This is a genomic window from Faecalimicrobium dakarense (genome assembly GCF_000499525.1).
GTDB lineage: Bacteria > Bacillota > Clostridia > Peptostreptococcales > Peptostreptococcaceae > Faecalimicrobium > Faecalimicrobium dakarense.
The window spans coordinates 1-16,023 of sequence record NZ_HG529356.1 but is presented as its reverse complement, the minus strand read 5'-3'; the positions used below and the strand labels follow the sequence as shown (position 1 = coordinate 16,023).

16 protein-coding genes are annotated in these 16,023 nt (G+C 27.4%); 12 read left to right on the top strand and 4 right to left on the bottom strand.

Translation table 11 applies throughout. The annotated features are described in order from the left end of the window. The first annotated feature begins 2 nt into the window (after window positions 1–2). The 4 genes from BN899_RS10730 (at window position 3) to BN899_RS10715 (ending at window position 4,523) form a co-directional block, all read left to right on the top strand. On the top strand, window positions 3–1,289 hold the full coding sequence (locus BN899_RS10730; protein WP_042275252.1) for a Gfo/Idh/MocA family protein: 1,287 nt from the start codon (window positions 3–5) through the stop codon (window positions 1,287–1,289). A gap of 52 nt (window positions 1,290–1,341) precedes the next feature. After that, entirely contained in the window at window positions 1,342–2,631 is a 1,290-nt protein-coding gene (locus tag BN899_RS10725; protein WP_042275249.1) for an ABC transporter substrate-binding protein, read from the top strand. A gap of 84 nt (window positions 2,632–2,715) precedes the next feature. Then, on the top strand, window positions 2,716–3,678 hold the full coding sequence (locus BN899_RS10720; RefSeq protein ID WP_207636855.1) for a carbohydrate ABC transporter permease: 963 nt from the start codon (window positions 2,716–2,718) through the stop codon (window positions 3,676–3,678). A 20-nt stretch (window positions 3,679–3,698) separates the two neighbouring features. Then, the gene (locus BN899_RS10715) at window positions 3,699–4,523 is read left to right on the top strand and encodes a carbohydrate ABC transporter permease (protein WP_042275247.1); all 825 of its coding nucleotides are present in this window, start codon (window positions 3,699–3,701) and stop codon (window positions 4,521–4,523) included. 575 nt (window positions 4,524–5,098) lie between these two features. Here the strand turns inward: BN899_RS10715 and BN899_RS19395 are convergent. Next, the gene (locus BN899_RS19395) at window positions 5,099–5,227 is read right to left on the bottom strand and encodes a cyclic lactone autoinducer peptide (protein WP_207636854.1); all 129 of its coding nucleotides are present in this window, start codon (window positions 5,225–5,227) and stop codon (window positions 5,099–5,101) included. 3 nt (window positions 5,228–5,230) lie between these two features. Continuing rightward, window positions 5,231–5,860 (bottom strand): accessory gene regulator B family protein, encoded by a 630-nt coding sequence (locus BN899_RS10710; RefSeq protein WP_147568539.1) that lies wholly within the window; start codon window positions 5,858–5,860, stop codon window positions 5,231–5,233. Between the two features lie 434 nt (window positions 5,861–6,294). Between BN899_RS10710 and BN899_RS10705 the strand changes: the two genes are divergently transcribed. From BN899_RS10705 to BN899_RS10690, 4 genes are all read left to right on the top strand, one after another. Further along, window positions 6,295–7,260, top strand: coding sequence for a nucleoside hydrolase (locus tag BN899_RS10705; protein ID WP_042275242.1), 966 nt, complete (start codon window positions 6,295–6,297; stop codon window positions 7,258–7,260). A gap of 1 nt (window position 7,261) precedes the next feature. Beyond that, window positions 7,262–7,825 carry an ECF transporter S component gene (locus BN899_RS10700; RefSeq protein ID WP_042275240.1) on the top strand — a complete coding sequence of 188 codons (564 nt, stop codon included), beginning with the start codon at window positions 7,262–7,264 and terminating at the stop codon, window positions 7,823–7,825. Between the two features lie 10 nt (window positions 7,826–7,835). Continuing rightward, window positions 7,836–8,525: a radical SAM protein gene (locus BN899_RS10695; protein ID WP_042275237.1), complete on the top strand. Its 690-nt coding sequence runs from the start codon at window positions 7,836–7,838 to the stop codon at window positions 8,523–8,525. A gap of 104 nt (window positions 8,526–8,629) precedes the next feature. After that, the gene (locus BN899_RS10690; RefSeq protein ID WP_042275235.1) at window positions 8,630–9,247 is read left to right on the top strand and encodes a DUF488 domain-containing protein; all 618 of its coding nucleotides are present in this window, start codon (window positions 8,630–8,632) and stop codon (window positions 9,245–9,247) included. 75 nt (window positions 9,248–9,322) lie between these two features. On the opposite strand, the gene BN899_RS10685 is transcribed toward BN899_RS10690, so the two are convergent. Further along, window positions 9,323–10,300 carry a tocopherol cyclase family protein gene (locus BN899_RS10685; protein ID WP_042275233.1) on the bottom strand — a complete coding sequence of 326 codons (978 nt, stop codon included), beginning with the start codon at window positions 10,298–10,300 and terminating at the stop codon, window positions 9,323–9,325. A 97-nt stretch (window positions 10,301–10,397) separates the two neighbouring features. Between BN899_RS10685 and BN899_RS10680 the strand changes: the two genes are divergently transcribed. Beyond that, window positions 10,398–11,921, top strand: a complete 1,524-nt coding sequence (locus BN899_RS10680) for an FAD-dependent oxidoreductase (RefSeq protein ID WP_042275230.1) — start codon at window positions 10,398–10,400, stop codon at window positions 11,919–11,921. A 46-nt stretch (window positions 11,922–11,967) separates the two neighbouring features. Here BN899_RS10680 and BN899_RS10675 read toward each other — a convergent pair whose 3' ends face one another. Continuing rightward, a complete protein-coding gene (locus BN899_RS10675) occupies window positions 11,968–13,206 on the bottom strand; it encodes an NAD(P)-dependent oxidoreductase (protein ID WP_042275228.1) in 1,239 nt (412 codons plus the stop codon). 184 nt (window positions 13,207–13,390) lie between these two features. Between BN899_RS10675 and BN899_RS19060 the strand changes: the two genes are divergently transcribed. The 3 genes from BN899_RS19060 to BN899_RS10665 all read left to right on the top strand — a co-directional run bounded on the left by BN899_RS19060 (window position 13,391) and on the right by BN899_RS10665 (window position 16,007). After that, window positions 13,391–13,564 carry a hypothetical protein gene (locus BN899_RS19060; RefSeq protein WP_154658898.1) on the top strand — a complete coding sequence of 58 codons (174 nt, stop codon included), beginning with the start codon at window positions 13,391–13,393 and terminating at the stop codon, window positions 13,562–13,564. A gap of 262 nt (window positions 13,565–13,826) precedes the next feature. Further along, on the top strand, window positions 13,827–14,756 hold the full coding sequence (locus tag BN899_RS10670; RefSeq protein WP_042275226.1) for a hypothetical protein: 930 nt from the start codon (window positions 13,827–13,829) through the stop codon (window positions 14,754–14,756). Window positions 14,757–14,882: 126 nt separating this feature from the next. Beyond that, a complete protein-coding gene (locus BN899_RS10665; protein ID WP_042275224.1) occupies window positions 14,883–16,007 on the top strand; it encodes a peptidylprolyl isomerase in 1,125 nt (374 codons plus the stop codon). Window positions 16,008–16,023 lie beyond the last annotated feature (16 nt).

Below are 16,023 nucleotides of genomic sequence, written 5' to 3'. Positions count from 1 at the left end.
ATATGAAAAAAATAACAGTAGCTATAATAGGTGCTGGGGCTAGAGGTATGTATGCATATGTTCCATACTTAAAAGAAAACCCAGAATTAGGAGAAGTCGTAGCAGTAGCAGAGCCTCACGAATTAAGAAGAGACATATGTAAAAAAGAATACAACATAAACGATGAAAATGTATTTGAAACTTGGGAAGATTTATTGGATAAAGATAGATTATCAGATGCAATAATAATAGCTAATAATGATGAATCTCATTATGAACCAACAAAACTAGCTTTAGAAAAAGGATATCATGTACTTCTTGAAAAACCTATGTCTAATAAGTTAGAAGATATAGTTAAATTGGGAGAATTAGCAAAAGAGTATCCTAATCAAGTATTTATGATATGTCATGTACTTAGATATACAACATTCTTCTCTAAGTTAAAAGAAATAGTAGATAGTAAAGAATTAGGTGAACTTGTAAGTATACAACATAATGAAAATATAGGATACTGGCATTTTGCTCATAGCTTTACAAGAGGAAATTGGAGAAATAGCAATGAAACAAGCCCACTAATATTAGCTAAAAGTTGTCACGACATGGATATCCTGTTATGGTTAACTAATAAAAAATGTACTAGCATATCATCATTTGGACATTTAACTCATATGAGAGATAAAAACTTTAAAGATGGAATGGCAGATAGATGTTTAGATTGTGAAAAGGAAGTTGAAAAAAATTGTCCATATTCTGCTAAGAAATTATATTTATCAGAAAAGCCAATATTCGCTAAAATAGTTCATCCAATACCTACTGATGAAAATTTAAAAGAAGCTTTAAGAATAGGGCCTTATGGAAGATGTGTATATAAATGTGATAATAATGTTGTAGATCATATGGTTACAATATTAGAATTTGAAGATGATGTAACGGCGACATTTAACTTATCTGCATTTACAGAAGAATGTAACAGAACTATAAAGTTAATGTTTACTCATGGTGAAGTTGGCGGAAATCATGTTAAAAATACTATAGAAGTTAAAAAATTTAAAAAATATGGAGAAAATACAATAGAAACTATAACACCTGAAGAAGTTGTAGGAGGTCATGGTGGAGGAGACCATGGTATAATGGCAGACTTCGTTAAGTTAGTTTCTGAAAATGGCGGAGAAGGTAAAACTAGTGCAACTAAATCTGTAGAAAGTCATATAATGGCATTTGCTGCAGAATATTCAAGATTAAATAAGGAAGTTGTTGATTTACAAAAGTTTTGGAATAATGCTATAAATGATACAACTGTTAAAAATTAATAAGTTAAAATTTATTAGATAAATGTAAAAAGTTATTAAAAAGGGGGCTATTATGTTATTTAAAAAAAGTATTATAGCAGGCGCGTTACTAATGTCAATATTAGGTTTAACAGCATGTAGTTCTACAGGGGGAAGCGACAAAATAGAATTAAGATATGCAACGTGGGATCCGATGCATAAAGAAGCTATAGAAACATTAATAACAGAATATGAAGATCAAAATCAAAATATAGATATAAAATTAGAGCAATATTCATTTGGAGATTATTGGACTAAAATGGAAACAGCAGCAACTGGAGGCTCTGCTCCAGATATATTATGGATGAATGCAACTAATTTTAACTTATATTCAAGAAGCGGAATGTTGGTTGATATGACTAATATGATAAAAGAAAATAATGTTAATATGGATGATTATCTTGATAATTTAACTAGTTTATATAATAAAGATGGAAAGCAATATGCAATTCCAACTTTTTGGGATGCAAATGTATTATTAGTAAATACAGCTTTAATGAAAGAACATAATATAGAAAAACCTAAAGACAATTGGACTTGGAATGAAATGATAGCTTGGTTACAAGATGCTAAAACTAAATTACCAAATGATATATACCCAATAACTACTTTCACAACTGAAAGTAATCAATTAGGTGTATTTAATGAAGTTGCAGCATCAGGAGGTACTATATTAAGTGAAGATAAAACAAAGGCAATGATAAATTCTCCTGAAACAGAAGAAGGATTTAAGAAATATTTTGAACTAGCAACTAGTGATTTACATACACCAATAGACTTAAATAGAGAATTAAAAACTAGCACAATATTTAAATCAAATAAAGCTTTAGCAATACAAGCAGGTTCATATCACATACTTGGATATTCAGACCCAGAACAAGCAAAAGTTGCTGGAAACTTTGAAATATATCAAATACCAAAAATTAATGAAAAGGCTGAAGGAAGTACTGTTATACATGGATTAGGAAATGCAATATCTTCAAATAGTAAATATCCTAAAGAAGCATTTGATTTTATAAAATTTATGTCAAGTAAAGAATCTATGGAAAAATATACAAAATTAGCATCAGTTCCTCAAGCTCGTAAAGATGTTCAAGATGTATTTTCATCATCTATGAAAGAGCAACTAGGAATAGATGTTACTCCACTTACAGATGCTGCAAAGGGGGCAATGCCTTTACCAAATAGCTTTGATACATCTAAATGGGATAAAGTAATAAATGATAATTTTAATGAATATTTAAATGGTAAAATGACTTTAGATGAAGCACTTAAGAAAACTCAAGAAGGAATACAAAAAGTATTAGATGCTGAGAAAAAATAGAGTATCAGCTTAAAAGAATGCAGATTCTTATTTTGAATCTGTATTCTTTTAATAATAAGGTATATGTTGAAGGAGGAGTTTGATTTGAGTGCTAAAGTAGAGAACATTGAGGATAAAGAGAATATTTATGAAGAAAAAGAATTAAGAAAAAAATCTAAATTTAAAAAGAAGATGAGAAAAAATATAACAGGTTACATGTTCATATTGCCTCTTTTAATAGGTGTAGTAGTATTTAATTTCATACCATTTGTTTTGAACTTATTTTATAGCTTAACTGATTTAGGGTCTTTTGGACAATGGGATTTCATAGGAATAGATAACTTTAAACGATTATTAGATGATCCGTTATTTTTCAAGGCAGTAGGAAATACTTTTTTATATGTTATAGTAACTGTACCTATAATGGTTATAATTTCTATATGCATTGCTAATTTATTAAATAAAAATATAAAAGGAAAAGGCATATATCGTACGCTATACTTCTTGCCAGTTGTTACTATGGCATCGGCATCAACATTAGTTTTTCAATGGATGTTTAATGCAGAGTATGGATTAGTGAATCAAGTTCTAAAACTAATAGGGCTTGAAGGACAAATGTGGTTTTCAAATCCAGATTTAGCAAGAGTAGTAATAATGATATTTATTATATGGGGTGGATTAGGATATAAGATAATGATTCTTTTAGGTGGACTTCAATCAATACCAGAATCATATTATGAAGCTGCATCAATAGATGGAGCTTCACCATTTAAACAATTTATACATATAACGATACCTTTATTAACACCAAGTATATTTTTCATAGTTATATGGTCACTAATAGGATCATTCCAACTATTTGATGTTGTATTTATGCTAATTCCACAAGGAAGTCCATCTTATGAAAGTACAATAACTATGACGAGATACTTCTATGATTTAGGATTTACATTAGGAGATAAAGGATATGCATCTGGAGTTGCTGTAATCTTATTTTTAATTATAATGACAATAACTTTAATACAATTTAAATTTCAAAAAAGATGGGTACATTATTCTGATGAGTAATATTAAGGGGGAATAATAATATGAAAATGAAGAAGAGTTCTAAAATATTTACACATATAACTCTTATAATATTAGCTATATTTATAGTGCTACCATTTGTATGGATGTTACTTACATCAGTAAAAACATTAGCAGAAGCGGAAGCTGTTCCACCAACAATTTTTCCAGAAGTGTTTAGATTTGAAAACTACACAAAGATATTTGAAGAATTTCCATTTGGACAATATTATATGAATACAATAACAATAACAATATTTACAGTTATTTTACAGCTAATAATAGTAACACCAGCAGCGTATGCATTTGCAAGATTAGATTTTAAATTTAAAGATACTATATTTTTACTTCTTATGGCGGCTATGATGGTACCAGGACAAATGTATATAATACCACAATATCAAATTATACAAAAAATGGGACTGTTAAATACCTTAATGGCTATAGTTATACCAGGAGTATTTAGTATCTACTATACTTTCTTATTACGTCAGCATTTTAAATCTATACCAAGAGAAATGGAAGAAGCTGCAGTAATAGATGGAGCATCTCAATTTACGATATTTATTAAATTAATGGTTCCAATAGTAAGGCCGGCATTAGCAACAGTTGCAATACTTGGAGGACTTGGAGCATGGAATAGTTTCTTATGGCCTTTAATTGTTAACTCTACACCAGATAAGTTACCGTTAGCTTCTGGGCTTAGATTGTTTATAGGTCAGTTTGGAACACATTATCCAAAGATGATGGCAGGAGCAGTTTTATCAGTGTTACCAATGGTTGTAATATTTAGTATATTCCAAAAGAAATTTATAGCAAGTATGACAGTATCAGCAGGTAAGGAATAAAATATAAGAAGAGTAAGTATTATTAATACTTACTCTTCTTATATTAGTTTTATATTTTATATATAGAGAATTAAAAATTTTATATGTTTTGATAACAATTAATCCACTATCATTCATTAAATATATTTTTTAACATCACATTATAGTTGCTATGAATAATTGAAGATAGATAGGAGATGTAATTAAGTAAAAATAGAAATTTCTATAAGGTATATTGAGAAATACATTATAATTATTTAAGATATAACTAAATCCTGTATGTATGACAAATGTATATTTCAAAATGTAATAGACATTAAACTATATGAAGTTATCATTCTATTATAATTTTAAAAATAAAAACAAAGTAGTATTATTATATTTAATATGTCCATAAAAAAAGAGAAAGTGAACTTTCTCCTATTTTAATACTTAAAAATTGAATTGAAAAAATATAAAAAAAGTACTAATAACTAATTTTAGACTAGTACTTTTTTGTATAATTAGATCATATTTTTTAATACAATAATATGTAAAATATATAACGAAATTTGATTAAATTATAATACTAATTAGGTTAGCTATCATTAACATATTTATCTATTATTTTTCATTGATTGAGGCATTTCTTCTGTACCTACTAATAACATTGATGCTACACCAGCATTAACTACAACTGCTGATAATAAAAGCATAGCTCCACCTAAAAACTTCTTGATTTTCATAATCTATTCCTCCCCTTTGATAAATATTTTTTTATTAAACATTAGACAAACTTCTATAAGAAGTGTCCATGTAATAATACTACTATAAATCCCTATATTATATAAAAATAGAGCTATTACAGAAAATATAATACTATTTATAACACCTAATCTACAATTTCGATTTATTAAATCTATTCTAGTTATAGGCATATCAGCATTAATTACAGGTGCTCTATTATATATAGCAAAAATATTTAAAATATTTAATAAAATTAAGCTTATTAAATTTAATTGATTATTTATTGATAAATAAAGAATCATTGATGAAATTATAATTGATGATACTAAACATTTAACCTGAGTATCTTCATGATAACCTCCAATAAATGGCTTAGTAAATGACATTACTGCCATAACCAAGATAATCTCTTTAAAAAAGCCTAAAATTGAAAACAGTGTAATTATGATAATAATTTTTATTATTTCAAAAGTAGTTACTAATAAACTATATTCTATTTCTTCTTTTTTCTCTTTACTAAAATTATTATGGTCCCCTATATCATCTGTAATTTTTTTTATTAAATTTCTAACCATGTCTTTTCCCATTCTTTTAACTAAGTTATTTTTATAATATTTTAAACCTTTCCCCAAAAGCTAATTAATTATAATTTATGTTACTTTTAATTATACAAGAAAACATTTTCAATACTAGACTTTTATTTTGACAAATATTCTGATATTATGAAGAGTAATGGAAAAATATATCAAAATAATATTTTATCAAAAAATCTATATAAATAGTTATGTTTAATAGATATTAAAATAGCTTAAAAACATTTGACTAAGTATAAAATTATGTTAAAATTAAAATGTTAGTTAGCTAACATACTTAAGAGATTAAATATCTATAAATAATAAAATACTAGCGACTTAAATATTAGCTAGGACTTGTTCGAGAACTCCAAGTATAAAAAACTAAGGTATTTATATAGTGGCAGTATATAAGTTGTATCCTTAGATATGGCTTTTTTGTTTTATAAAAGTCATATAGTTCTCCTTATAAACATTTTAAGGAGGAGATTGTCATGCAAAAAAGAAAGGTAATAATTGACTGTGACCCAGGGATAGATGATTCTCTGGCAATTCTTCTAGCTATTAACTCACCAGAGCTAGAGGTATTAGGTATAACTATATGTAGTGGAAATGTACCGGCAAGGTTAGGAGCGAAAAATGCTCTAAAAGCACTTCAAATGTGTTCTTCACTTAATATACCAGTATATATTGGAGAAGAATACCCGCTTAAAAGAGAGCTTGTAACAGCACAAGATACACACGGTGAAGATGGTGTTGGAGAAAATTTCTATGAAGATGTAAATGAAGAGATATTAGATGGAGGAGTAGATTTTATAATAGACACATTAACAAATAACAAAGATGTATCGATTATAGCGCTAGGACCTCTTACTAACATTGCAAAATCAATTATGAAAGATAAAAAAGCTTTTGATAACCTAGATGAATTTATATCTATGGGAGGAGCATTTAGAATTCATGGAAATTGTTCACCAGTAGCAGAATTTAATTACTGGGTAGACCCTCACGCAGCTGATTATGTTTACAAGAATTTATCTAAAAAAATCCATATGGTAGGACTTGATGTAACAAGAAAAATTGTACTTACACCAAATATTATAGAGTTTATAAATAGACTTGATAAAAGTATATCTAAGTACATTACAGAAATAGCAAGATTTTATATTGATTTCCATTGGGAACAAGAAGGTATAATTGGGTGCGTAATAAACGATCCACTAGCAGTAGCATACTTTATTGATAGAAGTTTATGTGAAGGTTTTGACTCTTACGTTGAAGTAGTAGAAGAAGGAATTGCTATGGGTCAATCTATAGTTGATTCGTTTAATTTTTATAAAAATACACCGAATGCTCATGTATTAACTAACGTCAATGAAAAACAATTTATGAAAATGTTCCTTAAACGAATATTTAATGGATATGAAGATGTTATAGACTCTGTAGAAGGAGTGATATAATATGAATAAAAATATTAATATTAGAAATATTACTATAGTTGGATTAGGTGTAGCACTAAATGTAGTAGGTGCATTTATAGCTATGAACTTGAGACTTCCGATATATATGGACTCTATAGGTACTATATTTATAGCGTGTTTACTTGGACCTAGATATGCAATACTTACAGGAGTTTGTGGAAGTATAGTTAGTGGTATTACTTTTGATATATACTCGCTTTACTTTGCGCCTGTTCAAATATCAACAGGATTACTTGCTGGGATAATGTATAATAAAGGATTTTTAAAGGGAATTAAAACTCCGATTGGTGTACTAATATTTACAATACCAACATCTATAATAAGTGCATGTATAGCTGCATTTTTATTTGGAGGAATTACATCATCAGGGTCTTCATATATAGTTCAAATATTAAAGACAATGGGAATGCCTGACGTACTTAGTGTATTTATTACACAGGTATTTACTGATTATGCAGATAAGTTTACAGGTGTAGGTCTAGTAGCATTAGGTGTTAATGCATTACCTAAAAGTCTTAAATCACAAATAGTAGTTAATAAATAAAGGAGACATTATGGATAGATACAGTGAAGTAACCAATAAAAATGTACGTGAGATAGTATTACTTAAAGGATTTCCCTGTATATGGGGAAAATGCAGTTTTTGTGACTATATACTAGATAATTCAACTTCAGAGGAAGAAATAAATAAAATAAACTTTGAGGTTTTAGAAAATATAACTGGAAAATATAAAGTACTTGAAGTTATAAATTCAGGAAGCTGTTTTGAACTTCCAAAAGCTACTTTATTAAAGATAAAAGAAATTATAAAAGAAAAAAATATAGAAAAATTATTTTTAGAAAGCCATTGGGCTTATAAAAATAAAATACAAGAAATGAGAGATTTTTTTGAAATACCAATAACTTTTAAAATAGGCGTAGAAAGTTTTGATTATGATTTTAGAAACACATTCTTAAATAAGAATGCTAAATTTAAAAGTATCGATGAATTAAAAAAGTATTTTGATTCACCTTGTATGATGGTAGGAATAAAGGGTCAGACTAAAGAAATGATAGATAATGATATGGAAATTGTTTTGAATAATTTTGACCATGCAACAGTTAATGTATTTGTAAATAATAGCACAAGTTTAAAAAGAGATGATGAACTAGTAAAATGGTTTATAAAAAAATATAAATTTTTAGATGAAAATCCTAAAATAGAAGTACTATACAATAATACAGATTTTGGAGTAGGGGATTAAATTAAAAGCACATTGATAAAATTATCAATGTGCTTTTATTATTTTATATTATTGGGTATAATTTAATCTTAAATAAATAAAAATGCAATTAAAGGAGTAGTTTAATGGAAATATTTACAATAGGGCATTCAAATTATAGCGTTGAAAAATTAATAGATATGCTTAGATATTATAATATTGACTGTGTAGTTGATATTAGAGGAACTCCTTATTCTAAATACAATATTCAATTTAACAAAGAGACAATAAAAAATACATTGATAAGAGCTGGATTTGTATATATTTATATGGCTAAAGAATTCGCAGCTAAAAGGGAAAATAAAATTTCCTATAATAGTGAAGGGTATTCAGATTTCGAAAAAGTAATAAATGAAGAAGATTTCTTAGTAGGAATGAAAAGATTAAAAGACGGCTGTAATAAAGGATACAAAATAGCTTTGCTTGGTGCTATGCAAGATCCTATAAGATGCCATAGAAGTATTTTAGTAGGAAGAGAATTAATAAATTATGGATTTGAAGTAAAGCATATACTTGATAATTATTCACTAGCATCACAAAATGATATAGAAGAAAGTTTACTAGATAAATACTTTGATGAGAGGAACCAACTAAGCATCGATAATTTACTTGGAAATGAGAAATCTAGAGATGATATGATTAAAGAAGGCTACAAAATAGCAAACAAAGAGATTGGATATAGAATAGAACACATAGATAACTAATAAAAATCATAAAATTCATATAGTTTTTTTAATAAAAATTGTCCCATAATGATAATAATCGTTATGAGACAATTTTTATTTATCTAATATATTTATTAATTTTCCACCATACTCAACGCCACAACTATGACCTACACCTTTATAAATGAGTCTGCCATCAGAAGTATCCTCTAAAGTCATATAAACTTTGGCAGATAAAGTTTCCTTAACTAAAGGTATCATATTACCGTTTTTAGGCCCCATACATAAAACGAAATCATCTCGATTAGTATAAGTGTTTAACGTAAGCTTTAAATTTTTATTGGTGGCAGTAAGTTCAATATCTTGGCCAATATTTTTTAAAGTAAGTTTACTATTATTGATAGTAGTAAACCTATAAAATTCTTTTCCAATTGTTACTCCAATTAAAAAGCCACGAAAATTCCTAATAGGAAAAGGAATGGTAGCTAAAGAGCACGTAACGCTTACAGTCGGATTTCTAAAGTTGTTACTTTGTATCCAAACCCAGGATTTGGGGAAGCTTTTACCCCAGTTTTTTTCTATATAGACTTTCCCCCCTGTAAAATCAACTAGCTCTCCATTTACTTGTAAATTACCAATAATATCACCGTTTAAAACACAAACTTGACTGTAACACTCCATAAAAGATAAGTAATTATAAAATCCCATACTTCCAGGATTAAGTAAACTACTTTTCCATTTAATGATGTTTTTAAAAGATAAATTACCTCTTATGGTTTTATTTTTATACTTTAAGTTTAAGCTAATTTTATCAAGAGAAAATATATTAGACCTTATGCCTATCTTGAAATTTTTATTATTAAATTTAAAAGCATTTTCATTAAATTTTATATATTTATATTCATTATTAGAACTATCTATTATTTGTATAAAACTATGATTTTCAGATTTTTTTTGCCCGAAAGATATTCCAGGGATGAATGCAAATTTATATAAATTATTTTTATCTACTATTTTAAAATACCAACCTTCAAAGAAATTGTTATTTTTTCCAATTCCATGATATAAATCAGGATTTATCAAACTTTTCATTATTTTTCCTCCAATATGTTATTATTTATAATAATTGCTTATTTTCATGGGAATTATACTAATATGAATTAATTAAATATAAAAAGGAGAATAAAAAATGAATCAATCATACTGGATTTTAAGTACAAAATCGAAGGACTATGAAAATTTAAGTAAAGACTTAAGAACAAATACACTAATAGTAGGTGCTGGGATTGTAGGAGTCACTACTGCATACTTATTAGCAAAACAAGGAGTAGATGTAGTAGTTGTAGATGCAGATAAAGTTGCATATGGAAGTTCTGGAAGAAATACAGGTAAGGTTACTACTCAACACGATGTCAAATACTCAGAAATTAATAATAAGTATGGTTTAGATGTAGCTTCACTATATTATGAAGGAAATAATGAAGCCTTAAATTTAGTAAAAAATATTGTAAAAGAAAATGACATAGACTGTAAATTTGAAGAAGTACCAGCTTATATGTTCACTCAAAATGAAAATTATATACCAGATTTAAAAGATGAGTATGAATTATGTAAAAAAATTGGTATAGATTGTGAATACCATGAAAATTTAAATTTACCTATAGATATAAAAGGTGCAATTAGTTTTAATAATCAAGGACAATTTAACCCAAAACAATATGTAGATGGCTTAATGGATAAGTGTGTAGAGTTAGGAGTTAAGATATATGAAAACACTCCAATTGTTGATTTAGAAAAAGGGGACATATGTACAGTTAAGACTAGAGATAATATTAAAATTAAAGCAGATAACGTAGTAATTGCTTCACACGTACCTTGGTATGATGGGTTAAACCTTTATTTTGCAAAAGAGAAGGCTGATAGATCGTACTTGCTAGGAGCTACACTAGATAAAGATTTTCCAAAAGGTATGTTTATAAGTGTAGAAGAGCCAACAAAAACTTTTAGAAAATATGAAGGAGAAGGTAAAAAATTATTAATATTTGGAGGTAATGACCATAAAACAGGTCAAGGAGGAAAAGAGGAAGAAATTTTTGAACATTTAAAACAATATGCAAGCGAAAACTTTGGATTAAATGATTTTAAATATGAATGGTCAGCGCAAGATTGTATGAGTTTTGATAATATGCCATATATTGGTCATATAAATAAAAGTGAAAATAATGTATATGTAGCTACAGGATTTTCAAAATGGGGTATGACAAATGGCACACTATCAGCGATTATAATAAGTGACCTTATAACTAAGAATAAATCTAAATATGAAGAAATATTTAACCCATCTAGAAAAGGAGGCTACTTAAATACAGATTTTATAAAAGAAAATTTAAATGTGGGAATAAATTATATAGGTGGAAAGTTAAAGTTTGGTAGTGATGAAATGCCTAGAGAAAAAGGAGAAGGTAAGATTGTAAATATTGATGGAAAAAGATATGGAGCATATAGAAACTATGATGATGAACTATATGTAGTCGATATAACTTGTACTCATTTAGGATGTGAGTTGAAATTTAACTCAGCTGAGAAAACATGGGATTGCCCATGCCATGGGTCAAGATTTAATTATGAAGGAAATATATTAGAAGGACCAGCTCTTAGACCTTTAAATAGATATGGAGAAAACAAAAACAACGTGGACCCTAAATTATATTAGAATAAAAAGTACTGTTGAAAAAATCTATCAACAGTACTTTTATTTTTTATTTAATAAATTGTTGTAAATAATTATCCATAGATAAAGATACTTCCTTAGCATCAACAACAGCTTGAATTACAGTTCTAGCACCATGAGTTACATCACCACAAGCAAATATACCTTCACGAGTAGTTTCTCCAGCGTCATTTGTTAAAATTAATCCACCTTGTTTAACATCAAGTCCTTTGTTATTTATGACTATATTATTTTTAGGGACTTGGCTTACTGCTATTAAAACACTATCACATTTATAAAGTTTTTGGCTACATTCTAAGCTAACAAGCGAAGTTGTACCATCCTCATTAACGATTTTTTTAGTATCTTCAAGTATTATACCTTCATCAACGATTTCAACTGGTGATTTGAATGTTTCAAATAAAACACCTTCATCTTTGGCTTCACTTATTTCATGCTTAGTAGCGGTCATATCAGAAACATCACGTCTATAAGCAACATAAACTTCATTAGAGCCAAAATATTTAGCACTTCTAGCAGCGTCCATAGCGACATTACCAGCACCTATAACTATAACCTTATTTCCCAGGTCATAGCTACTAGGTGTTCTTAAATAATCAATAGCATAATGAACATGACCAAAGGTTTCGCCTTTTATATTTAATCTTTTAGGATTCCAAACTCCTGTTCCTATAAAAATCGATTTATATCCATCTTTAAGTAATTTATTTAAAGTAATAACAGGACCTATTAATGAATTTATTTTAATTTTTACACCAGCATCTATAAGGCGTTTTCTAAGAAGTTCTATTATACTTCTAGGTAATCTAAATTCTGGTATTCCGTAACTTAATATACCACCGATTTTTTCATTTTTTTCAAAAATAGTTACATCGTATCCTTTACGGGCAAGTTCAAATGCAACAGTAATACCAGCAGGGCCAGATCCTATCACAGCTACTTTTACACCATTTTTAGGAGTTTTTTCTATTTTCATACTTTCTAAATATTTTGTAGATATTTCATATTCTATTTCATGAAAGCGTACAGGATCTCCCTTTATGCCTTTTATACAATTTCCGCGACATTGATTTTCATGAGGGCAAACGATAGAACACACTGAAGATAAAGGATTATTATCAAATAATAATTTACCAGCTTCCATTAGTTTACCTTCTTTATATAATTCAATTATTTTAGGTATAGGAGTATCTATAGGACAATTCTTTTGACATCGAGCATTTTTACAGGTAATACATTTGTTAGCTTCATTTAAATTACTAAGCATAAATTTGCCTCCTCACGATATATAATTACAAGTTAATTAAGTTTTTTATATATTATAGCAAACAAATTGTATTTATAAAACAATAAACATATTATTAACAAGGGCTTATATTTATAAGAAATTGAATTATTTATTAAATTATAAAATATTTATATAAGAATGGAGGTGAGGTTTATGAGAAAATGTGATTAAGTATTTTAGTCTAGTGCCAAGTGCAAAAATATTTAAAAATTTAGGCCTATTAAATGAATTAGGATATATAAAAGTTGATAAAAATATTAAAACGTCAATTGAAGGCATATTTGTTGTAGGGTATGTAAATAAAATGAAAATTAAAGTACTAAAAAAATATAGATAAAAAATAATTAAAAGATAAATTATATATATAACTTTAGTATATTTATAGTTATATATAGTCTAACTTAATAATGTATTTTTTAATAAAATTATAACTAAAAAAATAAAGGGTTAATTAAGTAAATTGAATGGTATATACTTAACTAAGTCTTTTTATATATCTTAATAATGTTAGTTTACTAATATGCCATATTTTAGTAATATATTATAAGGCATAATATTTATTTATAAGAAAGATATACATTTTTAGGAGGACGAATTAATTGTTAAAGAAGCTTTTTAATATTATGAAAAAAAATGTAAAAGAAGAGAAAAAAGAAAGTGAAGAAATTGAATTTAAAACTAGAAGATTAGAACCAAAAATTGAAAATGAAGTTTTAGATGTTGAAACTAAGAATAATGAAGTAGAAGGAGAAGAAAGCAATTGTAGCTTAGATATAAGTGTTGATGACGTAAACACAAAAGATGTTACTGTTGAAGCCACAGTATGTTTAGACAAAGTAGAAAAAGAGTGTGATGAAAAAGAAAATGAGTTAGAGGAAAATACTCAATATATACATGTAGAATTATCTGAAGAAGATAGAGAATATATAAAAGATATAAAAATAAAAAGAGGAAAAAGTATAAGGGCAATAGATGTTTATTCTGAAGAAGTTAAAGAGTTTAAAACTCATTCAGAATGTAGTAAAAAGCTTAAAATACCAATGGATTATATAAAAGAAAATTTAAAGTATGGGTATACCGACTATTTAGGGCAAGCTATAAATTATTTAAGGGAAGAGCTAAAATTAGATACAGATGGAGAAAGTAGTTATTTAGAAAGTAGTAAAACACCAATGGAATTATTCAATGGTCTGAATAATAAAATTTTTACTACTAAAATGTCTGAGTATAAAAGAGAAGAAATTTTATGTAGTGAAAAAATAGAGCCATTAAAAATGCATTATAAGTTTGAATGCATAGACGAAGAGTATGATGAATATTTTACAAAATACAAATCTATAATCAAAAGAGGCGGAAAGAAAAGAGTAGAGTTAGTTGATAAAAAGGGGGAAGTTATAGAAAGGTTTAAGTCTTTAGATGACTGCGCTAATTATTTAAACAAAGAAAAAAATGAGGTTGTAGATATGCTAAAATACAAAGATACAAAAGTAGGAAGATATGAAATAAGATATAGCTTAAGGGGATTATAATTTCACATTAATTTCATAAGGGCTTCATCTTCTATTCACACATTTTGAAAATATATAATGTAGAATATAATTATAAGTATCAAAGCAATTATAAATGATAGATAATTAATTTTAAGGAGGACAGAAATGTCAGAGGATAAAAACTTAAGAAATACTGAAGAAAATAATGCGAAACAAGAGGGGATTGAGTCTACAAATAATAGTGAATTAGAAGAGTTACATACTATAAATGAAGAAAAAGTGGAACCTAAAGAGAAGAAAAAAAATGCAAAAAATACAAAGGCTATAGTAGTGACTGTAGTAGCTTCAGTGATATGCTTAACAGCTGGATTTACTTTAGGAAAGTCAGAAGGTAGAAAACTGCCAGCAACACATAAAAGCTATAGTGATAGCAAAGTAATAGCAAGTGTAGGAGATAGTAAAATAACAGGGAAACAACTTAGACAAAGAATGGAACCATTATTTTATATGAATGGAAAGAAAGAGCTAACATCAGATGAGATAAAAGCTTATGAACAAAGTATGATAGATTATATGACTACAACGGAAGTTTTATACTTAGCAGGGAAAGAAGCTAAAGTTGAAGTAAGCAAGGAAGATGTAGCTACAGAATATTCAAATCTTATGAGCAGTATAGCGAAGCAGTTTGGATTAGATGAAAAAGCATATTTAAAAGAGTTTAAAATGACTAAAGAAGATGTAGAAAAAGATTTAGAAAAAGAATTAATAGCTACGCAATATATGGCTAAGGAATCTGAGGTAACTGATAAAGAAGCTGAAAATTACTACAATAAAAATAAAGATGAATTTAAAAAAGTAAAAGCATCTCATATATTATTACAAAATAAAGATGATGAAGGTAAAGCAGTAAGTGAAGATCAAAAGAAAAAGAATAAAGAAAAAGCCGAAGAAATACTAAAAAGAGCATTAGCTGGGGAAGACTTCGCCGCTCTTGCTAAAGAATATTCTTCAGATGGAAGTGCTTCAAATGGTGGAGATTTAGGATTTTTCTCTAAAGGTCAAATGGTAGAACCTTTTGAAAAAGCAGCATTTGTATTAAAAGTAGGAGAAATTGATAAAAACGTAGTAGAAACTGATTTTGGATATCATATAATTAAAAAGACAGATGAAAAATATGATGAGTTTGACTCTATAAAAGAAGATTTAAAAACTAAATTATCTTATGATAAACAAAGTAATTTAGTGGATAATTTAGTAGAAAAATATAATGTAGAAGTAAAGTATAAATAATAATAAAAAAGCTACG

Excerpts from the sequence above, each read along its gene's own strand:
- BN899_RS10705 (WP_042275242.1), top strand. The coding sequence starts at position 6,295 with ATGCAAAAAAGAAAGGTAATAATTGACTGTGACCCAGGGATAGATGAT.
- BN899_RS10665 (WP_042275224.1), top strand. The coding sequence starts at position 14,883 with ATGTCAGAGGATAAAAACTTAAGAAATACTGAAGAAAATAATGCGAAA.
- BN899_RS19395 (WP_207636854.1), bottom strand. The coding sequence starts at position 5,227 with ATGAAAATCAAGAAGTTTTTAGGTGGAGCTATGCTTTTATTATCAGCA.
- BN899_RS10690 (WP_042275235.1), top strand. The coding sequence starts at position 8,630 with ATGGAAATATTTACAATAGGGCATTCAAATTATAGCGTTGAAAAATTA.
- BN899_RS10700 (WP_042275240.1), top strand. The coding sequence starts at position 7,262 with ATGAATAAAAATATTAATATTAGAAATATTACTATAGTTGGATTAGGT.
- BN899_RS10725 (WP_042275249.1), top strand. The coding sequence starts at position 1,342 with ATGTTATTTAAAAAAAGTATTATAGCAGGCGCGTTACTAATGTCAATA.
- BN899_RS10680 (WP_042275230.1), top strand. The coding sequence starts at position 10,398 with ATGAATCAATCATACTGGATTTTAAGTACAAAATCGAAGGACTATGAA.
- BN899_RS10715 (WP_042275247.1), top strand. The coding sequence starts at position 3,699 with ATGAAAATGAAGAAGAGTTCTAAAATATTTACACATATAACTCTTATA.
- BN899_RS10730 (WP_042275252.1), top strand. The coding sequence starts at position 3 with ATGAAAAAAATAACAGTAGCTATAATAGGTGCTGGGGCTAGAGGTATG.
- BN899_RS10675 (WP_042275228.1), bottom strand. The coding sequence starts at position 13,206 with ATGCTTAGTAATTTAAATGAAGCTAACAAATGTATTACCTGTAAAAAT.
- BN899_RS10695 (WP_042275237.1), top strand. The coding sequence starts at position 7,836 with ATGGATAGATACAGTGAAGTAACCAATAAAAATGTACGTGAGATAGTA.
- BN899_RS10685 (WP_042275233.1), bottom strand. The coding sequence starts at position 10,300 with ATGAAAAGTTTGATAAATCCTGATTTATATCATGGAATTGGAAAAAAT.